This window comes from Kistimonas scapharcae (assembly GCF_039540975.1).
In the GTDB taxonomy this organism is placed as follows: domain Bacteria; phylum Pseudomonadota; class Gammaproteobacteria; order Pseudomonadales; family Endozoicomonadaceae; genus Kistimonas; species Kistimonas scapharcae.
Genome location: NZ_BAABFL010000129.1, coordinates 1 through 23,727, shown reverse-complemented (window position 1 = coordinate 23,727; position 23,727 = coordinate 1). Strand labels below are relative to the sequence as shown.

Annotated in this window: 28 protein-coding genes and 1 pseudogene; 11 read left to right on the top strand and 18 right to left on the bottom strand. The window is 52.1% G+C overall.

The features are described 5' to 3' along the window. Positions 1–62 precede the first annotated feature (62 nt). Positions 63–617: pseudogene (locus tag ABD892_RS08635) on the bottom strand (tRNA-dihydrouridine synthase); the annotation flags it as partial. Between the two features lie 2 nt (positions 618–619). Next, a complete protein-coding gene (locus ABD892_RS08630) occupies positions 620–1,978 on the bottom strand; it encodes an NAD(P)-dependent oxidoreductase (RefSeq protein WP_345195105.1) in 1,359 nt (452 codons plus the stop codon). A 292-nt stretch (positions 1,979–2,270) separates the two neighbouring features. On the opposite strand from ABD892_RS08630, the gene ABD892_RS08625 reads away from it, so the two are divergent. Beyond that, entirely contained in the window at positions 2,271–2,966 is a 696-nt protein-coding gene (locus ABD892_RS08625) for a TetR family transcriptional regulator C-terminal domain-containing protein (RefSeq protein WP_345195103.1), read from the top strand. A 40-nt stretch (positions 2,967–3,006) separates the two neighbouring features. Here ABD892_RS08625 and hydA read toward each other — a convergent pair whose 3' ends face one another. The 9 genes from hydA to ABD892_RS08580 all read right to left on the bottom strand — a co-directional run bounded on the left by hydA (position 3,007) and on the right by ABD892_RS08580 (position 12,251). Next, positions 3,007–4,446 carry a dihydropyrimidinase gene (gene hydA / locus ABD892_RS08620; RefSeq protein ID WP_345195102.1) on the bottom strand — a complete coding sequence of 480 codons (1,440 nt, stop codon included), beginning with the start codon at positions 4,444–4,446 and terminating at the stop codon, positions 3,007–3,009. A gap of 11 nt (positions 4,447–4,457) precedes the next feature. After that, positions 4,458–5,324, bottom strand: a complete 867-nt coding sequence (locus tag ABD892_RS08615; protein ID WP_345195100.1) for a nitrilase-related carbon-nitrogen hydrolase — start codon at positions 5,322–5,324, stop codon at positions 4,458–4,460. A gap of 312 nt (positions 5,325–5,636) precedes the next feature. Further along, a complete protein-coding gene (gene thiD / locus ABD892_RS08610) occupies positions 5,637–6,440 on the bottom strand; it encodes a bifunctional hydroxymethylpyrimidine kinase/phosphomethylpyrimidine kinase (RefSeq protein ID WP_345195099.1) in 804 nt (267 codons plus the stop codon). Between the two features lie 175 nt (positions 6,441–6,615). Beyond that, the gene (locus ABD892_RS08605; RefSeq protein ID WP_345195098.1) at positions 6,616–6,969 is read right to left on the bottom strand and encodes a hypothetical protein; all 354 of its coding nucleotides are present in this window, start codon (positions 6,967–6,969) and stop codon (positions 6,616–6,618) included. Positions 6,970–7,097: 128 nt separating this feature from the next. Further along, positions 7,098–8,063, bottom strand: a complete 966-nt coding sequence (locus ABD892_RS08600; RefSeq protein WP_345195097.1) for an SGNH/GDSL hydrolase family protein — start codon at positions 8,061–8,063, stop codon at positions 7,098–7,100. 142 nt (positions 8,064–8,205) lie between these two features. After that, complete coding sequence (locus ABD892_RS08595; RefSeq protein ID WP_345195095.1) at positions 8,206–9,192, bottom strand: SGNH/GDSL hydrolase family protein; 987 nt, start codon at positions 9,190–9,192, stop codon at positions 8,206–8,208. A 70-nt stretch (positions 9,193–9,262) separates the two neighbouring features. Continuing rightward, a complete protein-coding gene (gene mutM, locus ABD892_RS08590; protein ID WP_345195094.1) occupies positions 9,263–10,078 on the bottom strand; it encodes a bifunctional DNA-formamidopyrimidine glycosylase/DNA-(apurinic or apyrimidinic site) lyase in 816 nt (271 codons plus the stop codon). Between the two features lie 201 nt (positions 10,079–10,279). Continuing rightward, positions 10,280–11,458, bottom strand: coding sequence for a reprolysin-like metallopeptidase (locus ABD892_RS08585; RefSeq protein WP_345195092.1), 1,179 nt, complete (start codon positions 11,456–11,458; stop codon positions 10,280–10,282). A 79-nt stretch (positions 11,459–11,537) separates the two neighbouring features. Further along, positions 11,538–12,251, bottom strand: coding sequence for a hypothetical protein (locus ABD892_RS08580; RefSeq protein WP_345195091.1), 714 nt, complete (start codon positions 12,249–12,251; stop codon positions 11,538–11,540). A gap of 314 nt (positions 12,252–12,565) precedes the next feature. Here ABD892_RS08580 and ABD892_RS08575 point away from each other — a divergent pair, with 314 nt between their 5' ends. Beyond that, the gene (locus ABD892_RS08575) at positions 12,566–13,489 is read left to right on the top strand and encodes a pseudouridine-5'-phosphate glycosidase (protein ID WP_345195090.1); all 924 of its coding nucleotides are present in this window, start codon (positions 12,566–12,568) and stop codon (positions 13,487–13,489) included. Between the two features lie 25 nt (positions 13,490–13,514). Here the strand turns inward: ABD892_RS08575 and ABD892_RS08570 are convergent, their stop codons facing one another. Further along, positions 13,515–13,829, bottom strand: coding sequence for a hypothetical protein (locus tag ABD892_RS08570; protein ID WP_345195089.1), 315 nt, complete (start codon positions 13,827–13,829; stop codon positions 13,515–13,517). 342 nt (positions 13,830–14,171) lie between these two features. Here ABD892_RS08570 and ABD892_RS08565 point away from each other — a divergent pair, with 342 nt between their 5' ends. Beyond that, the gene (locus ABD892_RS08565; RefSeq protein WP_345195088.1) at positions 14,172–14,846 is read left to right on the top strand and encodes a helix-loop-helix domain-containing protein; all 675 of its coding nucleotides are present in this window, start codon (positions 14,172–14,174) and stop codon (positions 14,844–14,846) included. Positions 14,847–15,350: 504 nt separating this feature from the next. Here the strand turns inward: ABD892_RS08565 and ABD892_RS08560 are convergent. The 6 genes from ABD892_RS08560 to ABD892_RS08535 form a co-directional block, all read right to left on the bottom strand. After that, a complete protein-coding gene (locus ABD892_RS08560; RefSeq protein WP_345195087.1) occupies positions 15,351–16,631 on the bottom strand; it encodes a tyrosine-type recombinase/integrase in 1,281 nt (426 codons plus the stop codon). Further along, a complete protein-coding gene (locus ABD892_RS08555; protein WP_345195086.1) occupies positions 16,598–16,789 on the bottom strand; it encodes a hypothetical protein in 192 nt (63 codons plus the stop codon). The genes ABD892_RS08560 and ABD892_RS08555 overlap by 34 nt, the downstream gene beginning before the upstream one ends. A gap of 34 nt (positions 16,790–16,823) precedes the next feature. Further along, a complete protein-coding gene (locus ABD892_RS08550) occupies positions 16,824–17,642 on the bottom strand; it encodes a recombinase RecT (RefSeq protein WP_345195085.1) in 819 nt (272 codons plus the stop codon). A 21-nt stretch (positions 17,643–17,663) separates the two neighbouring features. Further along, positions 17,664–18,581, bottom strand: a complete 918-nt coding sequence (locus ABD892_RS08545) for a PD-(D/E)XK nuclease-like domain-containing protein (RefSeq protein WP_345195084.1) — start codon at positions 18,579–18,581, stop codon at positions 17,664–17,666. Positions 18,582–18,699: 118 nt separating this feature from the next. Continuing rightward, the gene (locus ABD892_RS08540) at positions 18,700–18,921 is read right to left on the bottom strand and encodes a hypothetical protein (protein WP_345195083.1); all 222 of its coding nucleotides are present in this window, start codon (positions 18,919–18,921) and stop codon (positions 18,700–18,702) included. 72 nt (positions 18,922–18,993) lie between these two features. Beyond that, positions 18,994–19,674, bottom strand: coding sequence for a helix-turn-helix domain-containing protein (locus ABD892_RS08535; RefSeq protein ID WP_345195082.1), 681 nt, complete (start codon positions 19,672–19,674; stop codon positions 18,994–18,996). Positions 19,675–20,094: 420 nt separating this feature from the next. On the opposite strand from ABD892_RS08535, the gene ABD892_RS08530 reads away from it, so the two are divergent. The 8 genes from ABD892_RS08530 to ABD892_RS08495 all read left to right on the top strand — a co-directional run bounded on the left by ABD892_RS08530 (position 20,095) and on the right by ABD892_RS08495 (position 23,664). After that, positions 20,095–21,003 (top strand): MarR family winged helix-turn-helix transcriptional regulator, encoded by a 909-nt coding sequence (locus tag ABD892_RS08530; RefSeq protein WP_345195081.1) that lies wholly within the window; start codon positions 20,095–20,097, stop codon positions 21,001–21,003. Positions 21,004–21,040: 37 nt separating this feature from the next. Beyond that, positions 21,041–21,394: a hypothetical protein gene (locus ABD892_RS08525; protein ID WP_345195080.1), complete on the top strand. Its 354-nt coding sequence runs from the start codon at positions 21,041–21,043 to the stop codon at positions 21,392–21,394. Then, the gene (ssb, locus tag ABD892_RS08520; RefSeq protein ID WP_345195079.1) at positions 21,391–21,864 is read left to right on the top strand and encodes a single-stranded DNA-binding protein; all 474 of its coding nucleotides are present in this window, start codon (positions 21,391–21,393) and stop codon (positions 21,862–21,864) included. Before ABD892_RS08525 ends, ssb begins: the two co-directional genes overlap by 4 nt. 84 nt (positions 21,865–21,948) lie before the next feature. Further along, positions 21,949–22,182 carry a hypothetical protein gene (locus ABD892_RS08515; protein WP_345195078.1) on the top strand — a complete coding sequence of 78 codons (234 nt, stop codon included), beginning with the start codon at positions 21,949–21,951 and terminating at the stop codon, positions 22,180–22,182. Continuing rightward, positions 22,179–22,601 carry a Mor transcription activator family protein gene (locus ABD892_RS08510; RefSeq protein ID WP_345195077.1) on the top strand — a complete coding sequence of 141 codons (423 nt, stop codon included), beginning with the start codon at positions 22,179–22,181 and terminating at the stop codon, positions 22,599–22,601. Before ABD892_RS08515 ends, ABD892_RS08510 begins: the two co-directional genes overlap by 4 nt. Continuing rightward, entirely contained in the window at positions 22,561–22,917 is a 357-nt protein-coding gene (locus tag ABD892_RS08505; RefSeq protein WP_345195075.1) for a hypothetical protein, read from the top strand. The genes ABD892_RS08510 and ABD892_RS08505 overlap by 41 nt, the downstream gene beginning before the upstream one ends. Further along, entirely contained in the window at positions 22,898–23,332 is a 435-nt protein-coding gene (locus ABD892_RS08500) for a structural protein (RefSeq protein WP_345195074.1), read from the top strand. The genes ABD892_RS08505 and ABD892_RS08500 overlap by 20 nt, the downstream gene beginning before the upstream one ends. After that, positions 23,329–23,664, top strand: a complete 336-nt coding sequence (locus ABD892_RS08495) for a hypothetical protein (protein ID WP_345195073.1) — start codon at positions 23,329–23,331, stop codon at positions 23,662–23,664. Before ABD892_RS08500 ends, ABD892_RS08495 begins: the two co-directional genes overlap by 4 nt. Positions 23,665–23,727 lie beyond the last annotated feature (63 nt).

Below are 23,727 nucleotides of genomic sequence, written 5' to 3'. Positions count from 1 at the left end.
TTTTGTGCAAAAACTGTACTCTGTTGCCAAAAGTACGGCCAGCTTGCTCACATTCCCAAGGTTAAGCGGGATTTAAGGATATTGGGGGTCAGCTTGACAACGACGGGCAGGCGGGTATGTTTTTTGGCCCATTGGGTTACCATCGTCACATAATCGGGCACCTGCCCAACGGCGGAGCCCATGCCGCGTTCGGGCATGCCATGGGGACAGCCGAAGTTCAGTTCGACACCGTCAGCACCGGTGGCTTCGACCTGCTTGAGAATACGTTGCCAGGCCTCTTCCTCGCAGGGAACCATCAGGGACACGATCAGACCTCGATCCGGCCAGTCCCGCTTGACTTGGCTAATCTCATCCAGGTTGACCTGCAACGGGCGATCGGTGATGAGTTCGATATTGTTGATGCCGATGATCTGCCGATCCGGTCCGTAATGGGCGGAATACCGTGAGGCAACATTGACGATGGGTGGGTCTTCACAGAGTGTTTTCCATACGACACCCCCCCAGCCGGCCTCATAGGCACGGACGACGTTGTACGCCTTGTCGGTGGGTGGTGCGGATGCCAGCCAGAACGGGTTGGGGGATGCTATACCAAGAAAACGGGTCGTTAAATCAGCCATAATTACTGCCCCTCCTGCGCTTTCAGGTCCTCATCAATTGCCAGGGCTGCCAGTTTGCCGTGTTGTACCGCCACAACGGCCAGGTCATCATCACGGTCTGCACAGTCCCCGCCGGCATACACGTTTTTCAGCGATGTTCTGAACTGATCATCCACATGGATTCGTCCATTGGACAGTTGCAGAGTTTCATCATCATCGAATGGCTCCGGGATGAAGGCCTGTCCGGTCGCCTTGAAGACCATGTCAGCGGGCAGTGTGAAGTATTCTCCCGTACCCGAGAGGTTACCCTGCTCATCGGTATAAGTGCGCTCGAATTCGACACCGGTCACAGCATCATTGGTGTGAAGGACGCGAGTGGGTCTGGCGTGATGGCGCAATGTGACGCCATGGTCTTTAGCGACATGCTGTTCATGGTCCGTTGCTGACATGTGTTCTGGACCACGGCGGTAAACCATCGTGACTTCCTCGGCACCCAGCTGCCTGCTTTGTGTGGCGATATCCACAGCGGTATTACCAGCGCCAATGACAACCACACGTCGTCCGACAGGCAATTTCGCCAGGTCATCGCATTGGCGCAGTTCTGCGATGTAATCAACAGCGCTGCGTACCGCTTCACGGTCTTCACCATCGATCTTCAGGTGATTGACGGCCTGCAGGCCTGCGGCGATGAAGACGGCATCATATTCCCTGCGCAGTTCAGACAGTGGTATATCTCGCCCGATTGCGGTTCCACAGCGAAGTTCAATGCCCCCAATGCCCATGAGGTACCGGATCTCTTCATCGACGGTGTCCTGTGACAGTTTGTAGCGGGCGATGCCATAAGCGTTCAGGCCGCCGGGCTTATCGGCTGCTTCAAAGATGATGGTATCGTGCCCCTTGCTGGCGAGGTGCCATGCGGCGGACAGCCCGGCGGGACCTGAGCCAATAATGGCTATTTGTTTCCCGGTCGACGGTGCTCGACTGACCGGCTGTGCGGATTTGTCGCGTCGATGATCCAGCGCATACCGCTGTAGCTGACCAATTAACACGGGGCGGCACTCCTGTTCTTGATTACGCACACAGGCCTGTTCGCACAGAATTTCCACCGGGCAGATACGCGCACAACTCGCGCCCAGAATATTCGAAGCCAGAATTGTATTGGCTGCGCCATCAATATTCCCGGTATTGATGCCTCGGATAAAACCGGGAATATCAATGCTGGTCGGGCAGGCAGTGATGCAGGGGGCATCGTAGCAGAACAGGCAACGTGCACTTTCGACCTGTGCCTGCAGGGTGGTCAACGGTGGTTTGATGTCGGCGAAGTTCTTGTCGTATTCAGCTGCAGTCAGTCGTCCACCACTGATGTCCGCAAAGGCTTTCATGGGAAGGCTCCTCAAATCAGCGTGTTATTGTTCTTTGCTTCAGAAGCTATCAGAACACGTCTGTGTTATCACGGTGTTTTAGTTATAGACGCATGCTGCCAAGAAGGCATGAAAGCAGATAATGTGCCATTCCTGCGTACCCGGACAGGAATATTGTTTCCCGCTGGAATTGCGCTGTTATCGCCAAAGAGGAATACTAGAGGTTTGATATAGGTGGCTGCTGTCGTATCAATGAGAGTGTTAGATCATTGTGCAGTCGGAACATCAAGCATCCAGTTACGGGGCATGGAGCATGGACACCAGCACAATTACAAAAAAGAGTGGGGTTCTGCCTGTACCGAAGACGGCACATAAGGCGGCAATCCGGGAAGCGAATGTTCGTAAAATCCTGGCGGCGGCTACCCGCTGTTTTGCCACCAATGGCTTTAAGGGAACCAGCACCGGTGACATTGCCCGACTGGCCAATCTGCCTAAATCCAATGTGCATTATTATTTTCCTTCCAAACAGGATCTCTACCTTGAAGTCCTGAAGGCGACTGCAGAAGCCTGGATGCAGGATGCGGATGTCTTTCTCTCAGAGCATGATCCTGCACAGTCCCTGATGCACTATATCACCCAGAAATGCCGTGCCAGCCTGGAGAACCCGGAAGGTTCCCGTCTCTGGGCCAACGAGGTGATCAGTGGTGCACCGTTTGTCAGTGACTACATTACCAGCGAAGTGAAACCCTGGCTGGAACAGTGTGTTGCGGTGATAGACCAGTGGCAGCGGGATAAACTGATAGCCCCGGTGGATGGCCGACAACTGATGTACATGATCTGGGCCAGTACCCAGCACTTTGCGGATTTCGCCGCGCAGATCAAGCTACTGGGTGATAAAGAGAAATCATGGGAATCTCAGGTGCAAGATGGGCATCGTACACTGGTAACCACACTCTTGCGAGGACTGGGGTTAACCGTGCCTGATACCATTTCTGGCCTCATTGTCTGAAGTTGGGCAACCGGTTGTTAACGGTTGCCCCGATCTGGGTTTATCTACCGACTGCCTGTAGCGGATTTTGTTCAGCACGTTTTCTCAGAACATCATAGACCGGTGGATAGGCGGGGCGTGTGATGTACGTCCCTCTGCCGGGCTCTGCATGCAGTTCGCCTTCAGACCATACAACCTCTCCCTGACTGACGGTTGTATTGGCAACACCTGTAACCGTCATGCCTTCGAAAATATTGAAATCAACGTTCTGGTGATGGGTGCGCGCTGAAATCGTGCGGCTGGCTGCAGGATCCCAGACGACGATATCGGCATCTGAGCCCGGAGCAATCAGGCCTTTTCTTGGGTAGATGTTGAATATCTGGGCGGCGTTGGTTGAAGTGGCGGCCACAAACTCAGGCACGGACAGGCGGCCCGTATTGACGCCGGCATCCCACAACACGCTCATGCGATCCTCAATACCGGCGGCGCCATTGGGGATCTTGGTGAAATCGTCCCGCCCCATGGCTTTCTGTTCGTTGCAGAAGCAGCAATGGTCCGTCGCTGTTGTTTGCAGGGTGCCGCACTGGAGGGCTTTCCATAACGCATCCTGATGTTCCTTGCTACGAAATGGCGGACTCATCACATGGGCTGCGGCTTTTTCCCAGTCAGGATCACGATAAACACTGTCGTCAATAATCAGGTGGCCGGCCAGAACCTCACCAAACGCTTTCATGCCTTTTGAACGGGCATAGGCGATTTCATCCGCAGCATCCTGGGTAGACACGTGGACAATGTAGATGGGCGCACCCAGCGTGCCGGCTATCCGTATGGCGCGGCTGGCGGCCTCCCCTTCGACCAGTGGCGGACGGGAGAGTGGATGGGCTTCCGGGCCTGTCAGTCCTTCCCTGAGCAGTTTCTGCTGAAGATGCCAGACCAGTTCGCCATTTTCAGCATGCACAGTGGGAATAGCGCCTAATTCCAGGCAGCGGTTAAAGCTGGCGACCAGAATGTCGTCCGGCGCCATGATGGCGCCCTTGTAGGCCATGAAGTGCTTAAAACTGTTGACGCCATGGTCTCGAACCAGTGTGCCCATGTCCTCGTACACGCTGTCATCCCACCAGGTCACCGCGACATGAAAGGCGTAGTCAGAGGCGGCTTTTTCTGCCCATCCACGCCATTTATGGAAAGCATCCAGCAGCCGTTCGCCGGGAGCCGGAATCACAAAATCGATAATGCTGGTCGTACCGCCGGCAAGTCCTGCGCAGGTGCCAGTGTAAAAATCTTCACTCGCCACGGTTCCCATAAATGGCAGTTGCATATGGGTATGGGGGTCAATGCCGCCGGGCATGACATAGCAACCATCGGCATTGACAATGTCACAACCAGTGGGTGGTTCCAGTGAGTCTTCGACGGCCACTATCCGGCCGTTTTCACAGAGTACGTCTGCACGGAACGTACGGTCATGGTTGGCGACAGTGCCGCCCTGAATCAAGAGTGTCATGACAGGCCTCCTTATTCGGACTGGGTCAGTCGGTGATACTGGTCGGGACGACGATCACGAAAGAATTGCCACTGGTTGCGGACATCCAGCACCTGTTGCATATCCAGGTCATGAATCAGCAGCTCGTCGTCGGTTTCGCTGGCCTGGGCTTCAATGGTTCCCCGGGGATTGACGAAATAGGAGGAACCATAGAATTCACCAATATCCCAGGGGGACTCAGTCCCGACACGGTTGATGGCGGCGATGTAGCAGCCGTTGGCCGCAGCGGCTGCAGGCTGTTCCAGTTCCCACAGGTACTGAGAGAGCCCCTTCACGGTTGCAGACGGGTTAAAAATGATTTCAGCACCGTTCAATGCCAGGGCTCGCCAGCCTTCCGGAAAGTGGCGGTCGTAACAGATATAAACGCCGATTTTCCCATATCGGGTCTCAAACACCGGCCAGCCGGAACTGCCGGGTTTGAAAAAGAACTTCTCCCAGAAACCGGCGACCTGCGGGATGTGGGTTTTTCGGTATTTGCCCAGGTAACTGCCATCCGCATCAATGACTGCTGCCGTGTTGTAGTAGACGCCGGTCATTGCCTGTTCAAAGAGCGGGACGATGATGACCATTTGGTGCTTTCTGGCATATTCCTGCATGAGTTTTGTTGTCGGGCCATCGGGAACGGTTTCGGCCGCCGCGTACCAGCGGATATCTTGGCTGGGGCAGAAATAAGGTAGGGTAAAGACTTCCTGAAAGCAGAGTATGTTGACGCCGGCTTGGCCGGCCTGCTCTATGTAGGGAACGTGTGCTTCCAGCATCACCTTGCGAATCTGTTCCGGTGATTCACGGGTATCTGCCTTCAGCCCCAGTTGGATGAGTCCACAGCGAAGTGTCGACATGGTCTGATCTCCTCATGTTGTCCTTACTGTCCGGATCTCTCAGACGAGTCCGGTGCGGCCGGTCGCATCGGCCAGCTCTACTGCACAACTTCAGAGCATCGTTTGTTCAATGGTTCTTGAGAGCGTGCTCATTCCTTGTGTGGAGAGTGAGTGTAGTCATTGAAATCAAGGCCGTGTTGGAGAGCGGTTTTGACTGGTGACGGCATCAGCAGACTTGTTTTGTGAGCAGGATGTCCAGGCACGGCAGGTAGGGATTATGCAGCTACCATGCCATACCTGAATGGATGGACAGGAACGGTGGGAGGCGTTAAATCAGTTCCACCATTGATAGAAGTGGTGTACCGGCCCATGGCCTTTGCCGATTGTCAGGCTGTCTGCATGGGCAATGGCTTCGGAGATGTAGTCCTTGGCCGTTTTAACGGCGTCGGGCAGAGAGAACCCGCGGGCCAGAAGGGCCGTGATCGCTGACGATAACGTGCAACCGGTACCGTGGGTATTCTGGGTTTGAATACGTTGGGAACGGAGATGGTAGATGTCTGTGCCATCGAACAGAATGTCTGTGCTCTCGGCTTCTGTCAGGTGTCCCCCTTTGACCAGAACAGCCTGACAGCCCAGGGCCATTAACGGTTCCACCATCTTTTCCATATCACTGGATGTTTCGGGTACCGGACAGCCGAGCAGGACGGCGGCTTCCATCATGTTTGGCGTGATCAGGCTGGCCATCGGGATAAGGCGCGCCTTGAGTGTGGCTATCGCCTCATCCTGCAGCAGCCGGTCACCGCTGGTGGCGACCATGACCGGATCCAGCACGATAGGCTTGTTGCGCTGGCCTTCAAGCCCGTCGGCGACCGCGTTGATGCTGTCGGTACGGCTCAGCATGCCAATCTTGATGGCCTGTACTGGGATGTCTGAGAACACAGATTCCATCTGCTGGCGGATGAACGCTGGCTCTACATCGGCAATGCCCTGCACCCCTTGAGTGTTCTGGGCAGTCAGCGCAGTGATGACCGAGCAGCCATACGCGCCAAGTGCAGAGAAAGCCTTGAGATCTGCTTGAATACCGGCGCCGCCACCACTGTCAGAGCCGGCGATTGTCAGGGCAATGGGTGTTGTCATGAAGGCATTCATTGTGAGTTGCAAATGAGGCTGGGTAGTGTGGCGTATTTAGTACAGATTGGAAACCTGCTTGTATTTTGTGATCTGGTTGCAGCCTTTACCCATCAATGGTGATGATCTCAACCATAAAAAAACGACTATGCAGCCGTTTTTTTATGATGGCATCTAAAGCAGGTTATAAATCCGGATGTTCATTGTAAGAACAGCCCAGGCAGCGAACGAAAGTTGCTTTGGCGGGCTCCAGAACGAGCTTGTCAGCGGCTTGGTTGATGTTTCCGCCGAGCGCTGAGAAAGGGGAACTAACGATAAAGATCGCGGTACCGACGGCGGTTGTGACCAGAAGCAGGGGACGCGCCAGAAAAAGATCCGCCGTCATGGAGAAGAATCCGGGATTTTCATTACGGGCCTGAAGGGTGTTCTTGTTCACTTCCTGCATTTGGACGTCACCTTCACTGGCCTGCGCTGGTGAAGTAAAGAGCAGGACAGCCGTCAAAAGTGCAGTCACTACTGCGAGAAATCGCTTTTTCATGGGATTGTCGCCTCCCCGGCCCGAATGTGATCGTTATTTAATTTATGTCTCAATTATATCAGTTATCTTGGCCGACGGTATGGATTGTCAAGTTTTCTCAGCCAGATTCAGGATTGAATGAGAACCGGTTAATAGTTTTCCTGTATGAACTGATCCAGCTTGTCCGCGATAATGCCATGCGCGAAAGTCGTTGGGTGTAGATCGTCAAAGAAAAGCATGCCTGCACAGTCGGGGCTGTTACGAAGGTGGCGTATTGGGGGGGATGGCATTTTGGCCACTTTTCGATTCACCGGCAAGATGCCTTCCTCTAAGGAGGCTGTAGCTTCGGGGGGGGCTGTGTGATTTCGCCACATTCTGCCGGTATAGCAGGGCGTGGTTGCATCGCTAAGTCCATAGTGATCAGGAAATGTCAGAATATTCTCAAAGACGGCATACGCATCGTAAATCTGGATGAAGTCAGATGGAAGCAGGCTCAGTAAGGTTTCTTCAAGCCGTTGATTATGACTCATCGTGAGCAGGTGTAAACGATCCGTATCCTTTTCCTTTTTTGCCAGGGGGGTTTGGGACATATCAGGTAAATTGATAACCAGAACCTGCTGGGCACCTTTCAGGCGGAGGCGTAAGATTTCTAGATAAAGTTCACGGACAGCCCGCTCCATGTCATGCTGAGTGATCCAGTCATAGGCGATGTAATCATTGCCGCCCAGCCAGATAATCACAAGATCTGTCGGCAGAAAGACATCACTTTTAAGAAAGTGGGTAATCTCTTCGCCCAGATAGGTAATGTAGAGATACACGATACCAAGGCTGTACTTGCTGTAGTTGACCAGCGTTGCGCCGCCCTCAGACAGATTCTTGATGACATAACGATCAGAAAGAATATCGGTCCAGACTGGTCCATTGCTGAACCGGCCATACCAGTACGGGGGGGAAACAGGAATTTTATCATGGAAAAATTCATAGAGTCTCCCTTGGTCAGACAGACTGTCCCCAAAGATCACCAAGCGATTGATATTAGTGGCATGGGTTGATGGCGTTGTGAAAATGGATACACATAGACAGATAAGCAGAGCGAACGTGACACGTATGATCATCGGGGTAGTTGGCTCCATATGTCAGAAGATTGTAGGATGCCAATAAGGCATTGTGGCAAAGCATTAGGCGTGATGAATGACACGACAGTGCACCAGAAATGGGAACAGGCTACAGCGTCGTTATTATGAAGATGAATGCTGTTTACTGTCGGTAGTGTAGACGGATATAGGTATCCAGATACTTGGCAGATTGTTGATGTGCACTATGGGTGGGATGAATGGCATCCATATAGACATAACCGTCACAATTCGGCGTGGGTGTCCATAAACCTCGGTAAGAAGGCGTTGATGTCAGCTGGGTTGTGGCAGTCAGGCTTCGCATCAACGCCTGTTCTCCATCGTCAGGATTACTGGCGAGTGCTTCTGCAGACTGACTCCAGGGGATTCCCCAATAATCACCGGTATAACAGGCTTCCCGGGTATGCTGAAAACCATAATCTTCAGGCGATGCCATGAAATGGTCGAATATGCTGGCAGCATCAAAGATCTGTACCGTGTCAGGGGAAAATGCCTGGTCAAAGACCATTTTCATGCGCGTGTTGTGGTATTCGGTGACATCTGACATCCGTTGTGCGACACCTTCCTTGTTAGCGATGGGCGACATTCCCATGTCTGGCAGGTTAATGGCCAGAATATGTTTGGCACCCAGTCGTTCGATACGCCGGATCTGGATGACCTGCTCCAGAATGACACGCTCAATGTCTTCAGGCCGTGTCCAGTGATAGGTGAGATAGTCGTTGCCGCCAATCCAGATGATTACCAGATCATCAGGACGGAAGGATGACTTCTCAAGGAACTGGTCAATTTCATTTTCCAGGTGATTGGCCACTTTGTATTTTATGTCACTGCTGAAACGACGGTAATTGACGGCGGAAGCTCCGCCCTCTGCTTCGTTAACGAGAGGGTAGGTTTTGGCCAGGATATCGGTCCAGACGGGGCCATTGCTAAACCGCCCTTTCCAGTAGGGTGGGGAAATGGGCATGGCGCCATTGACCTTGTCATGAAGTTTCCCCTGATCAGACAGGCTGTCTCCAAAGACAACCAGCCGTTGAATGGTCAGGTCTTCGCTCGCGTGTACCTGACCAAGTAAGCAGGTTATAAGGGTGAGTAATAAGAAAAATCGCTGCATCCTGTCACACTACAATGGAGGCCAATGTCATATAACATTTGACCTTGGGTGACCGATAAGGTTCCCGTTTTTAGCGTTGACATTGTGGGCAGAAGCACGTTGACCGGTTACCGAGCCTGACTTCCCGGATGGCGGTGCCGCAGGTCGTGCAGGGTTCGCCAGCCCGGCCGTACATGGCCAGTTCTATGCGAAAATACCCCGGTTTCCCATCACCGCCGACAAAGTCCCTGAGGGTGGTTCCGCCTTGTGCAATCGCCCTAATGAGAACGTTACGAATAGCCTTCTCAAGTCGCTGGTAGCGGGCGAGGGATATTCGTCCAGCAGGGCGATCCGGGCGAATCCCGGCCTTGAAGAGCGCTTCATTGGCATAGATATTCCCGACACCGACCACGATGTGATTATCCATGATGAACGTTTTGACGGCCTGTTTACGGTTACGGGACTGCTGATACAGGGTCTCTCCGGTAAACAGTGATGAGAGGGGTTCAGGCCCCAGTGTTTGGATCAGGGGGTGGCCATGAATCGCTTCACGGGTCCATAACATGGCGCCAAAACGACGGGGGTCGGTGAAGCGCAACAGGTTGCCGGTTTCCAGCACCAGGTCAATATGGTCGTGTTTCATCACAGGGGTATTGGCCGGGAGAATGCGCAGGCACCCCGACATACCAAGGTGAATCATCAGTGTGCCGTTATCGGTTGGCAGCAACAGGTACTTGGCCCGGCGCTGGACGTCGTTGATGGTTTGTCCCTCAAGCATAGCGGGCAGTGCAGAGGGGACGGGCCAGCGCAACCTGGATTCCCTGACAATGACCCGTTCAACACGATGGTGACGGATATGGGGCAGAATGCCCCGTCGGGTCGTCTCAACTTCAGGCAACTCGGGCATGTGGACAGTTTCCAGTCATGGATGATTAACAGTGCACAATAACAGTACGAGGCAGGTTGTAAACAGTTTGGCTGAGTAAGCCTCTGGATGAGTTGTGGATAACTTTTCTCACAGGGCATGGACGGCTGACTGCAAACGATTGGTTAAAAAACAACCGGCTATTGAAGCCGGCTATTGGATATGTGAAAAAGCTCGACAGCATCAGGCGCTGTTGCTGTTTCTTCGCGCTTCTGCCAAAGCGATGCGAGCCGCACGAAGGACACGACGTTGTTGTGCCAGATCCTTGCGAACTTGTCGGTACGTCTTGAGTTCTTCCCTGGCATTGGTCAGTGCAGAACGCCATTGGGTAACCGCCTGATAATAGGACAGTTGTCCACGGCTCCATTGCGTGAAGACATTCCTCAGACGTTGAATGTGTTCACGAAAACGCTGTCGGCTTTGTTTGAGTTCATTGCGTAAAGCCTGCATACGCTGTCGCGCTTCGTTGTACTTGTTCTCAGCAGCCTGAAGGCCTGCGGCTTGATCCTCATCAGGTGCTTTGAGTGTTGGGTAAAAGGCTTCAACAATCGGCGTTGTGTGTTTGAGGGTATAAACCGCATCGGCACCATTCGTCGGATCTTCTTTGTCCACACCGCAAGGCTTACCGCGACAGTCCAGAGAGGGGCTGGAGAACTTGTAGATTTTTCCGGACCAGTAGTTCACGTTATAGGCTGACTGATAAGCCATCACTGTTGTGAACTCACCGTGGACGCCATGGCCGACAGAGTGATCCCAGGTGCCCTTGCTGCCCTGTGCGCGGGAATGGCTGAGCCCAAGGTTATGACCGACTTCGTGCGCGGTGACATAGTCCCCACACGTGGAGGCGGTGACATGACTGTACATGTAGCTTTTGTAGGCAGACAGGTTTCCCTGACGGCCCTTGCCGCCCACATAGGCGACGCCGCAGCTTTTGTGCTGGCTGCTGTAGGGGCGCATCAGAATCACAACATCGGCACGGTGCTTTTCACGCAACGTGTGTGTGTCTGAGAACGCCGGGTCACGGCGAAAGGCCATGTCACTCAGGGCGGTGCCGGCATCGGACGTATCAGAATAACTCACCTGCCTGATGTGAACCGGGCGGAGGGTGAGGTCGAGACCACTGTCTTCATAGATTTTATTGGTGACATTGATCAGGTGATTGATCCGCGTGCTGGCGTTACCGTTATAGCGGTCACTGAGGCCCGGGGTATGCAGAATCATGGCGTCGAGATAGGTCTCCGCCATTGCCTGTGTGGTGATGGTACTACTCAAAGCCAGGGTCGCGATGCTCGTCACGAGCTGTCGTCGCCAGGGGCGTAAGCCTGCTCCCGGACTGTCAGTCTGTTGCTGTCTGTTGTGCATGTCCATCTCCTTTGACATCTAAACCGGAAATCTATTTAGGAATCATCATGTGGGTACCACCCGATATTGCCGTGAACCATCAATGCTGATGGTCACTTTCCTGCGGAACGATGGCATCGGTCTCTGCGGTCTCCAGCATGGAGCGAGGGGGATTCTTGTAAATCCAGCCCTGACCGTTGATGGTCTCCATGGAGTAACTGCCGTAAGGACTGGTGATGGTGGCGAAACTGGTGCTTTCACCCTGGGTGATGATGACGGGGTAGGTACCGCCATCCGGGCTTTGTGTGCCGGCCAGATAACCGGTCAACGTCTTGTCGCCATTGCCGTTGTAGGTGGTCTTTTCAATGACGGCATCATAGTGATGATTACCTGGCAGGGTAAAACTGACGCTGTCGCCGGTGGCAATCACGTCAAGCTCGTCGGCATCAAGATTGATCGCGGTTCGGTCCGTGACTTCTTCCGGCAGTGTTAACATACCATCAGACGGAAGGTTGTCTGTCGGCGTCCAGAGCGTAATGGCTAATGGCTCTGAGTCCTGCAGGGGTTCATCATCAACCGTCTGGGCCAGTTCATCGTTGAAACTGTCAATCAGCTGATTGAGTTCGGCGATTTCCTTATCTCCCATCGACGCGCCTGTCGCATCTGGAGACTGATTGTATTGATCAGAGGGTAGGTGCGGGTCCTGTTGGGTGAGTGTTTGAGAGGAGGAATCGTTCTGTGAATAGAGCCAATAACCTGCTGTTCCCGCCGACAACACAAAGGCTGCGGCAATGATGGGTATGTTTTTTTGCATACGTGTCCCTGTGTACCATGTTTTTCAGATTGCAAAAAAAGGCCGGAGCAACAAGTGTTGTCCGGGGTTCCATTTTTTATTTAGTACTGTTGAAAATTAAAGCACCCTTATGATTGTGAGTGCTAATAATGAATTTGCATGTTTTTAAGCGTGAGTATTCAGTTTATGTTGTTGATTAACAATTGTTACAGCAACCCGTTTGTTGATGAAAATTAATTGTTTATCGATCGAAAATAAGCATAAAAATAATAATGTCCAGTTGTTATATTCTCTTTTTATCTAGTCGTTTTTTTTTGCTGCCAGAATGGAGAGCAATGATGCCTTTGCAATACCTCGATTTCAGCCCGGAAGTGGCTGATGCTCTGGACGCAGGTCACCCCGTGGTTGCATTGGAATCCACGATTCTCAGTCATGGCATGCCCTGGCCACAGAATGCAGCAACAGCCCATGATGTGGAGGCGTGTGTTCGTGCAGCGGGTGTCATTCCGGCGACCACAGCTATTCTTGACGGGCGCCTGAAAGCGGGGTTATCGAAAACCGAGATTGATACCATTGGCCGACAGGGGCAGCGCATGCACAAGGCCAGCCGGCGGGATTTGCCCTGGCTGATGGCGACCGGGGGCAATGGCTCGACGACAGTGGCCTCAACCATGATTATTGCCGCCCTGGCGGGGATTCGGGTTTTCGCGACGGGGGGGATTGGGGGCGTCCACCGTGGTGCACAGGAAACCTTTGATATCTCAGCGGACCTGCAGGAACTGGCCAGAACCCCGGTAGCTGTCGTCTGCTCAGGCCCCAAGATTATTCTCGATATTGCCCTGACGCGGGAATACCTGGAAACCCATGGTGTCACCATCGTTGGTTATGGCACAGACACCCTGCCTGCATTTTATGTGCGTGAAAGCGCGTTTGCTGTTGATTGCCGGGCTGACAGTCCGTCAGCCGTCGCGGATATCCTGCAGGCTCGCTGGTCTCTGGGGTTGGATGGTGGCTTGTTGATTACTCAACCGGTTGAGGCATCCATGGCATTGCCGGTTGAGGATGTGGAACGGATTATTGCCAAGGCGCTTCAACAAATGGAGGTAGAAAATGTGACAGGCAAGGCCATTACGCCCTGGTTGCTGGAAAAACTGCATGCTGCCAGTGGAGGAAAAACCTTAACCACCAATATCGGGCTGATAAAAAATAATGCACGCCTTGCTGCAGAGATTGCCTGTGCATTGCATGCGTCCGGGTAGTGAATAGGCAGAATACAGCTCGCGTTTACCGGCTGATAATGCCTGTAAAACGGTTCAGAGTCATTTTCTCAGGAATCACTTTTCCCGGAAATTTCCGCGTTTGCTGGCGAGGCCGTTTTTTGTCGTGGCTTTGTTGTGCGATGGTGACAGGAATCTTTAAATAGTCGAGACTCAGTGACCGGTCGACTGACGTTGATGAGTTTTTGGTTGATTGAGCAACTGGCAGTAGTCCCACTCTTTCACGCAGGTGTGATGCCCCCAAGAGTTGGAGGCTGCCGCTGTTAGATTGATGGCAAGCGATATTTAAAACGTTTACGGTGGATTTGGAACGGCGAATCATATTGGTGGCTGCCTTACCTGCAAGTTAAAATCAAATACTCGACTATGTCTATAGCGTGTTTCTCATATTTGGCAATAACGTACTATTGCTGACGTGTTTTTAGGTGTTTATGATTTTGGGGATATGCGATAGCTTATTTTTATTATCAGTATTTTATTATTCAGCATCACGAGAATGTTTTGGATCTATCGCTAAAGCCGTTTCGAGACTCCAAACGATAAGCATTATAGGAAACAACAGAAAACATAAGTGTAAGTATTGCTAACACATAGGGAATTTTTAAATCTTTTTTGGTTCCAATGAGTGTTTTTTGTAAGAGTATCTTTTGATAGGGAGAATTTTATGAATCATCAAAGCTGCGGTATGTCCTGTTTTTTCAGTCAAAAAAACCATGTGACTCAGGAAATAGGACAACCTGATATGCAAACATATACTAATCACGGTTATCCTTGGCAAAGCTACAGCCTTAGCATTTATGACTTAGTCAACCAATATTATCAATATATGCAAATGGATAGAGGATCTTGTAATAACCTCTCCCAATCTAGCGGCATTACACAATATTCGGTTTCTGAAATTGGCTATCATAATCATCTAACTACTGGAGAAACTGCACAGTGGGTATGCACTGATAGTATAAATAGAGAAGCATTGATAAAAACCGAAGAACAAGTAGAACATCAAGATAAATCAGATGATGCTGAGGATCAACCTAAGGAAACTGCGAATAAGTCTCTTTTTCCAATAGCAGTGTCAGTAATGCCAAGGGTTACCGAAGGTGAAGGTGGACTTATTCGCACCTTCCCTAAGAAAAAAAGGGTGAGAAAACAAACGCCTGTTCAACGTAAAGCTGCCAATGTTAGAGAAAGAAAAAGAATGAATATTTTTAATAAGAATTTTGAGGGATTAAGGATTTCATTGCCAGATGCTGATGATCGAAAATCAAGGATACAGATTTTAAATGGAGCAATTGCATATATGAAAGATCTTATGGCTTTATTGGGCCGTGAAAAATAATAGTTGTGTATTTAATTGTGAGAATGTTTTCTCTGGAGAGTGTATGGCTTTAATCTGATTCAAGTTTATTGCTGTGAATGGTCGAGGTAGCAGTTCAGTTAAGAGATGCATATGTCTCTTGAAAGAATGCATCGATATTTTGAAAAGAGTCATGTGAAAACGATGACGGCAGAACTGTGCCTTTTCCGGCTCTGCCGTTTGAGTATCCTTTTTGGGTGCATTGGTGTGATTGCAAGCAGGGCTATGAAGCTTTGTTGTCCTACCATTTATTGAAAGCTGGAGAATAGTGAGAGGAAATCTGATAGCTAAAGATTGCGGGAAATTCCTCCCTGTTTCTCTCTTATAATTCCACCCCCCTTGCGTAACGTTTTGAGTTTTAAAACAATTACCGTTTTTACCCTGTTTTATGGGGCCGTTTTGGGATCATTTTGGGAACATTTTCAGGGGGGGAGAGGGGGATATAGCGAGGAGGTGTTCAAAAAATTGGTTTGCAGCAAAAAAGGGTCAGCCTTTTTGAGTAAAACCGTCTTCATTTTTTTGTTCGTTATTTTTTCCGTATAAACGACCCATCTCACTCCATATCCGTGAAGACTCGTTTTTGGATTGCGAAGGAATCCATTTGCCATAGACCTGTTGCAGCATGGTGAAATCCGCATGTCCCAACTGGTCGGCAATAAAACTGATGTTACCGGTCGCGGTTAGCGTCCAGCAGGCGAAGGTATGTCGTGTCTGGTGTAATCGTCTATAGCGTACACCTGCCCGCTTTAGTAACGCTCTCCAACGTTTTCGTGCCCTTCCGGTGGTCAGAGATGATGAAACCTCTCCATTGCGTTGGAATTGTTTAAAGACAAAACGTACGCTCTGACCGACCTTTTTGTTTTGTTTCATGCTCACCATAATGTCTTCTTCAGGCAGCATGTAGGTCAGTAATCGCATGGCACGTAGCGCCTCTATTGCTGGTGGCAGCAGATGCACTACCCGTTTACGGTTGGATTTCGGCAGCTTGTAACCGAGTACGGAGCGGCTTCTCTGTACTACGGCGGTCTCTTCTTTCAGATCGATATCCTCCCAGGCTAAGGCGCAGATCTCACCTATCCGCATGCCGGTATAGACTGCAAAGGTAAAGAGATGGCGGTACAGGTCTGGGGCTAAGGCGGTAATTCGCTCCAATTCATCTAGCGTTAGCGGGTCAGGCTCATCGCGATCGACGGAGTACATCGTGCAGCAGGCGGCCAGATCAAACTCGGTATAGAAGTTACGCTGGGCAAACCGAAACAACTCCCGCAGGCGACTCATATAATTGTTGGTAGTTCGGGCAGAGAGTTCTTCAATCAATGTGGCGCGATAGAGTTCAATATCCTCCGGCATAAGCGAGCGTATGTCCGTCTCCTCGCCAAAGTAGGCAAGAATGCGATTGAACGAAAACCGCTGGCCTCGAGCGGTGGTCTCGGCAATATCCGCTTTTTTAAATGCCTGCACTTTCTCAACCAGCTCTTTCAGTGTCGCATTACGGCGAGAACAGAAACCCGGTTTGTTGAGCTTGCGACTGTCAGGAAACTCATTGGCATAGTCAAACGTGTTCCTGCTGATTTCATACAGAATGGCTTCACGCTTCCTGACGGCATATTTCATGTTTTCCCGGGTTAACGGAATACCGAGGGATTCACGACACAGGGTTCGGCGGTAACGAAAAGCGATCCGCAGCTTGCTCCCGTGCAGTTCAACCCCTTCGGCTTCCTGCAGTAGCTCCTCTAAGGATTTCTGGGGTTTCCTTCCTCGACCCATTTACCAAACTCCTCCATATCAACAAGACGCCGTCCGTCCGGTGCATTCAGCCAGACCTTTCCCTTGCGCCAGACACCGGACTCAATTTTTCGCTCAACCGCCTTGGGTGTGTAACCCGTTAACTCGCAGAACTTCCTGATCAGGACAAAGCGCTGCATAAAAAATCCCTTTTTTGCTGGTGATCAATGAGGGCTATAAAGCCCTGTTCAGATCATCTGCACTCCTGACATCGCCCTCGATGATCTCGCCTGTTTGCATATCCACCGTGATGCCGCCATCAGCTTCCTGCAATACGGTGTCATTTTGTTGTGAAATGCCTGCCTCAGCCCGCTCATCAAGTCCGACCGCTGTCTGGGCCTCAATGGAAACCGGCAGGTATTTGAACAATCGACGGATGACGGTTTTCTTGGCCATTTCGTCAAAGTGTGTTTTCCAGGGACCATCCCCACCGGCTTTGGAGCCATCCCGAATCGACTGGATTTCTGCCATGGACATATATTCAACCTGCCACCCGCCGGAGGTAAGATGCCCGACGGCATAGACACCGATCATCCTGTCATTGCCGTTTCGACTCAGGGAGGGTTTGTGAATAACCGTCGTCTGGGTGCCATAGAGAATCTCAAACTCCTCACCGTCGTACACACAGCGGGCATCAATGTGCTTGATGGCACCTGAGCGCCGTGCCAGCTCCAGCATGCCGCGATACCCCAGCATGAACTGGCACTCCAGCTTGTTCTGTTTGCGGTTAAAGTAGGGGATCAGGTAGCAGTGCCCCAGTGCGCCCCCGGGTACCAGTCCCAGCTGGGCGGATTGAATGACAGACCCGAGTAGGGAGGCATCCGTGCACTCTTTCAGCTTCGGTGTTTTACGCACCTCATTCATGACCACCGACAACAGGCGTTCAGGTGTGAGCCCTGTCTGCTCAAGTGCCTGGGCAATGGTGTTTTTGCGGCTTGCCAGCAGTGCTTTGATGCCTGTGGCTTTGGCGGGAATGGTATTGGTCTTGGTCATGGTCGCCTCCCTGTGACTGGATTAATCCTGAGAGGCTATCGCCCAGGGCGGTAGCTCAATCGTAAGAAAGGCTTCCGCATAGGCGGGCCAGTTATCGGTTTCATGGCAGGCATGAAACAGGTCCAGGTATTCTCGAAACCGCTCGTATCCCTCAATCAGCATCTCGGCGCTGGCCATATACAAGCCGATGGCATAAGGCGGTTCTTTCTCAATCGCGAGCCAGGCAAAGCCGGAGGCCTTGAGTCCGCAGGCACGGGCACCTTCGATATACATGGCAGCGCTGATGTGGTAACCGTATTTGGGGATATCGCGCTGGAAAGCGTCATAACGGGCATCGCGGCAGGACTTGAGATCGAAGATCATGCCGAGATCTTCACGGTAGTAATCCATCCGTGCACGACAAAGTTCACCCGTTGCCTCGTCGTTCCAGACCAGCGAGCGTTCCGCAACACCGTCACGGAAAGCTTTTGCAGCCTTACTGTGAGCGGACACTGAAGCCATTACCCCCTGACAGAGTTCCATGTCGTTTTCCGAGAGCAGTATCTTGTTGTCTCGGGCTTCGCTCAGAATATCGTCCCAGAGCTGCGTATCCTTGTCGTGCGCTCTGAGCCTGGCCATAAGGTCATCCTTCTTACCGGTCTTGGACAGACCAAGTACCTCGCAGCGGGCTTTCATTTCCTCCACGGTGGCGAGTGCATCCGGGTGGTTGATGCGCAGAGGCGGGAGGGCATAGTCCTGGACAAACCGATCCGGCTCCAGTACCGCACAATGGAGCAGAACGCCTGCCTCAAGTGCCTTGGTGCGTTTTTCCCGGTCGCCGTCCCGTTTAGCGCGACAGTGTGCCGGGGAACGGCCAATCTCCTTGAGGATGCTTGAGGAGACCCCCGGAGCGTCGTGATACAACGTATCGGGCAACCCGTCATAGATGCCTGGTTTCATCGCTTACCTCCCTGTTGTGTTAACTATCCCCTAATTAATACCTCTTTAATGGTTCAATTAAAAGGAAAAGGGGTTTTTGTATCCGTTAAAAAGGGTGACTAACCAGCCACCCTGTCTGTCACTCATCGACTTTGTCGTGAATGGGAGCTCCGACAAGTTCAATACAACCCAGAATATCGTCCTCATTCATACCGAGGGTGTAACCCACCGGCTTGTTGAGTTCATCACTTTGTCCCAGTACAGCGACCAGATCGCCCTCAACCGGTGCACGACTGATATCGATATTCACCAACTTGCCCTCCATTCGCGCCCAGAACCGGTTTGACCGCCGTGACCGCATTTCTGACTCCTTGTGATGTTAACCACTTCATCAGTCGTACCTCACAACGCATCACCCTGTTCATGTACCGGTTTAAACCTTGCAGCCTCTGAAAATGACGCGACCCACCAGCGCTACTGGCGGAGCATCCGGGTCATTGGTGACCGGAAACGCCAGCTGTCCTCCCAGACACGCCTCAAGTCGCGCAGACAGCAGGCGTCGCTCCTCCGGCACATTATGATTGATGGACTTCAGATAAGTCGATGCACCATCAAATACCAGTAACCGAAGATCCACATACCGGGTTGCTGTCATCACGCAGACCACCAGGTCATTACTGCTGTAACTGCCAACCGGATCCACAAACAGCACATCACCGTAACTCAGATGCCCTTCATACTGATCGGTGAGCACTTGCAGGGTGTATGCCTCATCGGAATGAGAAATCGGACAGCGATACAGCGCGTCAACCATCGGCATGGAACAATTGTCATCCAGAAGGTCAGGAATACGATCCCAGTCATATAGCGGCAATGGACCACCCTGGTTGACCACCTCCACTGACACGCCTTTCAGTACTCCGTCCCCACGTTCCAGCCAGCGGGCATCCACTTGCAATACATCCGCAATGGACATTAAAAATCGGCTCGACTTATGCCGACCATTTTCAATGTCGTTAATGGTGGACTGAGATGTCCCCACCCGTTTGGCAAGGGTCATCTGTGTCATTCCCTTGCGCTTCCTGGCTAACTTTAATCGTTCGCCCAGCGACATTATCGATTCCTCAAGCAAATTGACCCTATCACGGCCAAATTACATTGGCAACGGGGTAGATATAAAATCAATAGTAGTTTATACAACAGGTATTCCGATAATATGTTTTCGAAAATCAGATAAGAAAGAAGGTGAGAAATGACAACAGGATTATTGCAGAAAGATTTTCTCAGACACGCTACCGCCCGAAGGTTCGGCTGTCCGTTATCGGAAAGCGGGGTTTTATCCTCAAAACCCATTGTCATCAGTTGTGATAGAAATAGAGCGCTTTATAGCGCCATCAGCCTTGCTAATTAGCAAGATAGCAAAATCACTATTTAGCAAACTTGTTACTTTGTTTACCAAAAATACCCAAAAACCCAACCGAAATAAAACGCTATTGCTTTAGGAATATGGCTTATCTGAAAGGAAATCATGCCAATGACCATTATCAGGGACGGACAACGACAGCGTTTTGCGATCATCAACCAGGCCGTTTTTAACGATCACCGACTCTCACCGGTGGCGTTAGGCGTCCTCTGCTATCTGCTAAGCCGACCTGACAACTGGCAGACCAGTCCAGGCCAACTCCGTGACCGGTTTGGCTTGAGCAAATATGCCATGAGGGCTGTGATGCGGGAGTTGACCGAGGCAGGATACTGTCGGCGGACGCACCGCCAGGATCTTCGAGGGAAGATGGTCGGATGGGTTTACGATGTCATGGAGTCACCAGGTACAGTTGATGTTCACCGTACGCATGAACGACCGGCGCTCGGTGACACGGAGGGACGGGAGCGCCGAACGTCGGATAAACCGTTACTCGGTATTGTGAAAACGCCGACAGGTAAAGGCACAAACAAAACACCCCGAATGGATGAAATACCGAAGGTCGATAATTCCGACAATCGGCATCACCGAACGTCCGCTCAGCAAACCCTAATAAATACTGAATATATAACTACTACTAACCCCCCTATAGATCCCCCCAAGGTAAAAAAACAGGCTGGGCGCAAACACCGGTTGTCGGATGATTTCGTAGTAACCGACAACATGCGCAGTTGGTACGCCCAACAGGCCGGGTTTGTGGTGCCTGTCGATGAGGCGACCGAGCAGTGGCAGGACGCCATGGTGGCAGGCGGATACACCTATGTGGATTGGCAGCGCGCCTGGAAAAACGGTATGCGCAAACAGAACACCTGGGAGCGGGAACGATTGGCCCGACAGCAGGGACTACAACAGGGAGAACGTCATGGACGACAGACACGAAAAGCCCTCACCAGCGGAGAACTCTTCGCCAACCTCACCGCCGAGTGCATCGGCAAACCCAAGCCTTTCGGGAGCGACTCCTGAGTTTCGTGAAAAACTGATCAACCGGTTTTTTGTGAGGATGGCGAATATTTACGGCCACCTCTGGACCAGTCGCTTTCGCAGTGAGGACCAGCTGGCAGTGGCCCAGAATGAGTGGTTGCTGGCCTTTGAGCGCAATGGACTGACGGCCCGACAGATCGGCAAAGCGCTGGATACCTGTGAGGACAAACTCCCCATGCCGCCCACCTTGCCCGGATTTATTGAGCTGGCCGGGGGATACCGTATTGCGGCCCATCAGAACTGGCAGGCACCGAAGCGCATCAACATCGGTAAGAGTGAGCGCAAACGTCGAATGCAACAGGGCAATGCGATACTGAGTGACCTTCGACACCAGCTGGAAACATCCCATGACACCCCAGGAGAAACCCCATGAAAGGCGTGAACAAGGTGACACTGATCGGAACCACCGGCAAAGCGGCAGAGCTGCGCTATTTCGACAATGGCAGCTGTATCGCCACCTGTTCGATGGCAACGAACGACTATTGGACCGACAAAAAGACTGGCCAGAAGATGGAGCGTACTGAGTGGCATAGTCTCATCTGGCGCAGCAAAAGCGCAGAGATAGCGGCACAGTACGTGGACAAGGGGAGACGTTTGTACATCGAGGGACAGATACAGAGTCGCATGGCCAAGCGGCGGGACGGCACGGAGTTCAAGCTGGTTGAGATCGTGGTGCGAGAGTGGCAGTTACTGGATAACCATTTACAGAACAAATCCACAGATAGGGTATCGCCACCACCCCAGCGGTCTTCTTCTCCCCAAACAGCTCCTTCCCAGCCGGGTTTTGGTGACATGGATGACGATATTCCGTTCGCGCCGTTGGGGTATCGACAGATAACCTGAATTAAAATACCGGTAAAAACCCCTTTGCCGTTTAATGTAAAATGAATTACTTTAAAAATATGCACGTTAACGGGTGAACAAGGAATGCAGCCGAACCGCAGACAGAATGGATTCAGTCCCAGCCTGATCGCTGGACTGGTCAGGGAATACCCCGGCAGTACCTGTGCGGAGCTGTCGGCTGCGAGCGGTATTTTGCCTCAGGTGCTGAGTGAAGCGCTATGCCATACCCGTGATACGTTGCACAGCATCCGCAAGGGAGAACCGAAGATCTGCACCATCAACAGTCGGCTGTCCGAAACCTGGCATCCGGTGTCATGAGCGTGGAAAACGAGTTGGTTCGGGCCATTGGTCGCGCAAAAACGCTGGAGCTGGAGCAGGCCTTTGGTGGTGGCCGGAAATATCTTGCGCGGCAGCCACGGCCCGATTCCGACATAGTCAGGGTGATTGGCCTGGCTGCGGCTGAGGCGCTGGGCCAGTGGTTTGGTGGCATGCAGGTCTACATTCCCCAGACGCTGGCGCTGATTGAGCGAAACCGGGGCATTGTCCGCGATGTGCTGTGTGGAGACAGCAAGACGACTGTTGCACAGCGTTACGGGCTGGTGCCGCGCACCATCCGGGGAATCTGCCAGGGGCTGGACACTCCGCAGGCGGGTTTAAACGCCAGACGGCGGCGATGTCTGATACAGGGACACAGGCATGAACGAGCTGGATACCCGGGTGAACCAGATAGAGCGTGATCTGGCGGTGATGGATCACCGGCTTCGGGATCTGGAAGGTACGCCGCCCCGGATCAACACGCTGGAGAATACCGTCACCCACCTGCAGGTGAAGGTGGAAACCATCAGCAGCGATATCACCGAAATCAAATCCGAAGGCAAGGAAACACACCGGTTGGTGTTGAACCTGCGTGATGACGTAAAACGGTTGTTCACCATCGGTGTGGTAGTGGTCAGCCTGATATCGGCCGGTGCTGCCGTCGTGTCGCTGTACGACACCTGGCTGGATATCAACCAGAAGACACGGGACGTCAAGCATGTTGGTCGCACAGATTAGGGGATATCGTAACTGCAACCCCGGCAACATCCGCCAGGGAGCAGATTGGCGTGGACTAAGAGAGTGTCAGACTGACAGTGATTTTTGTCAGTTTATGAGCCATGAGTTCGGTATCAGGGCATTAAGCAGAACCCTGCGAACCTATTACACCAAGCACCAGCTCAGAACCTTGCGCGCCTTTATCAACCGCTGGGCACCACCGTCTGAAAACGAGACTGACGCCTATGTAGAGTCGGTGGCAGCGCGTACTGGTTTGATGCCGGACGAGCCCATTACCCTTGGCATTGACTGGTGCCTGACCGGTTTGACCAAGGCTATCATCCATCACGAGCTGGGCTGTCAGCCCTACAGCGACTGGTTGATTGATGAAGGAATTCGTTGGGACAGGGAAGGGGTGCCGGGGAACCTGTTATGAACTTCACCCGACTGGCCAGCGAGTTAGGTAACGCGCTCACCGGTGGTTTGGCACAGACCATCTTTGATGGCATCAAAGCCTATTTCCCGCCAGACATGACACCAGAGCAGCAGGCAAGGCTGCGTCTTGAGTTGGAGCGCATTGAACAGGATAAGCGTCAGCAAACCGATAAGGCGCTTCTCGATGCAGAGCAGATGCTTACCGAGCGGATCAGCAAGCTGGAGGGCACCGCGTCAGATCTTAAAAGCCTGCCTGTTGTTGGTCGCCTGATGCTATTTGCGAGAGGGTGCCAGCGGCCGGTCTGGGGCTTTTTTACCTTAACTCCCGCTTAACGATCTGAAGAAGTAAGGCTAAATTGAATGAAGAGAGCGTCCCCTGTGCTCTTCAGGCAAAAT

Bases quoted from the DNA above. Each gene is read 5' to 3' on its own strand.
- ABD892_RS08565 (WP_345195088.1), top strand. From the start codon at position 14,172: ATGAATCATCAAAGCTGCGGTATGTCCTGTTTTTTCAGTCAAAAAAAC.
- ABD892_RS08555 (WP_345195086.1), bottom strand. From the start codon at position 16,789: ATGCAGCGCTTTGTCCTGATCAGGAAGTTCTGCGAGTTAACGGGTTAC.
- ABD892_RS08550 (WP_345195085.1), bottom strand. From the start codon at position 17,642: ATGACCAAGACCAATACCATTCCCGCCAAAGCCACAGGCATCAAAGCA.
- ABD892_RS08535 (WP_345195082.1), bottom strand. From the start codon at position 19,674: ATGTCGCTGGGCGAACGATTAAAGTTAGCCAGGAAGCGCAAGGGAATG.
- ABD892_RS08630 (WP_345195105.1), bottom strand. From the start codon at position 1,978: ATGAAAGCCTTTGCGGACATCAGTGGTGGACGACTGACTGCAGCTGAA.
- ABD892_RS08580 (WP_345195091.1), bottom strand. From the start codon at position 12,251: ATGCAAAAAAACATACCCATCATTGCCGCAGCCTTTGTGTTGTCGGCG.
- ABD892_RS08560 (WP_345195087.1), bottom strand. From the start codon at position 16,631: ATGGGTCGAGGAAGGAAACCCCAGAAATCCTTAGAGGAGCTACTGCAG.
- ABD892_RS08595 (WP_345195095.1), bottom strand. From the start codon at position 9,192: ATGCAGCGATTTTTCTTATTACTCACCCTTATAACCTGCTTACTTGGT.
- ABD892_RS08525 (WP_345195080.1), top strand. From the start codon at position 21,041: ATGGCGAATATTTACGGCCACCTCTGGACCAGTCGCTTTCGCAGTGAG.
- hydA (WP_345195102.1), bottom strand. From the start codon at position 4,446: ATGACACTCTTGATTCAGGGCGGCACTGTCGCCAACCATGACCGTACG.
- ABD892_RS08615 (WP_345195100.1), bottom strand. From the start codon at position 5,324: ATGTCGACACTTCGCTGTGGACTCATCCAACTGGGGCTGAAGGCAGAT.
- ABD892_RS08510 (WP_345195077.1), top strand. From the start codon at position 22,179: ATGAGCGTGGAAAACGAGTTGGTTCGGGCCATTGGTCGCGCAAAAACG.
- ABD892_RS08585 (WP_345195092.1), bottom strand. From the start codon at position 11,458: ATGCACAACAGACAGCAACAGACTGACAGTCCGGGAGCAGGCTTACGC.
- ABD892_RS08540 (WP_345195083.1), bottom strand. From the start codon at position 18,921: ATGCGGTCACGGCGGTCAAACCGGTTCTGGGCGCGAATGGAGGGCAAG.
- ssb (WP_345195079.1), top strand. From the start codon at position 21,391: ATGAAAGGCGTGAACAAGGTGACACTGATCGGAACCACCGGCAAAGCG.
- ABD892_RS08570 (WP_345195089.1), bottom strand. From the start codon at position 13,829: ATGATTCGCCGTTCCAAATCCACCGTAAACGTTTTAAATATCGCTTGC.
- ABD892_RS08530 (WP_345195081.1), top strand. From the start codon at position 20,095: ATGACCATTATCAGGGACGGACAACGACAGCGTTTTGCGATCATCAAC.
- ABD892_RS08575 (WP_345195090.1), top strand. From the start codon at position 12,566: ATGATGCCTTTGCAATACCTCGATTTCAGCCCGGAAGTGGCTGATGCT.
- ABD892_RS08625 (WP_345195103.1), top strand. From the start codon at position 2,271: ATGGACACCAGCACAATTACAAAAAAGAGTGGGGTTCTGCCTGTACCG.
- ABD892_RS08545 (WP_345195084.1), bottom strand. From the start codon at position 18,581: ATGAAACCAGGCATCTATGACGGGTTGCCCGATACGTTGTATCACGAC.
- ABD892_RS08495 (WP_345195073.1), top strand. From the start codon at position 23,329: ATGAACTTCACCCGACTGGCCAGCGAGTTAGGTAACGCGCTCACCGGT.
- ABD892_RS08505 (WP_345195075.1), top strand. From the start codon at position 22,561: ATGAACGAGCTGGATACCCGGGTGAACCAGATAGAGCGTGATCTGGCG.
- thiD (WP_345195099.1), bottom strand. From the start codon at position 6,440: ATGACAACACCCATTGCCCTGACAATCGCCGGCTCTGACAGTGGTGGC.
- ABD892_RS08605 (WP_345195098.1), bottom strand. From the start codon at position 6,969: ATGAAAAAGCGATTTCTCGCAGTAGTGACTGCACTTTTGACGGCTGTC.
- mutM (WP_345195094.1), bottom strand. From the start codon at position 10,078: ATGCCCGAGTTGCCTGAAGTTGAGACGACCCGACGGGGCATTCTGCCC.
- ABD892_RS08600 (WP_345195097.1), bottom strand. From the start codon at position 8,063: ATGATCATACGTGTCACGTTCGCTCTGCTTATCTGTCTATGTGTATCC.
- ABD892_RS08500 (WP_345195074.1), top strand. From the start codon at position 22,898: ATGTTGGTCGCACAGATTAGGGGATATCGTAACTGCAACCCCGGCAAC.
- ABD892_RS08515 (WP_345195078.1), top strand. From the start codon at position 21,949: ATGCAGCCGAACCGCAGACAGAATGGATTCAGTCCCAGCCTGATCGCT.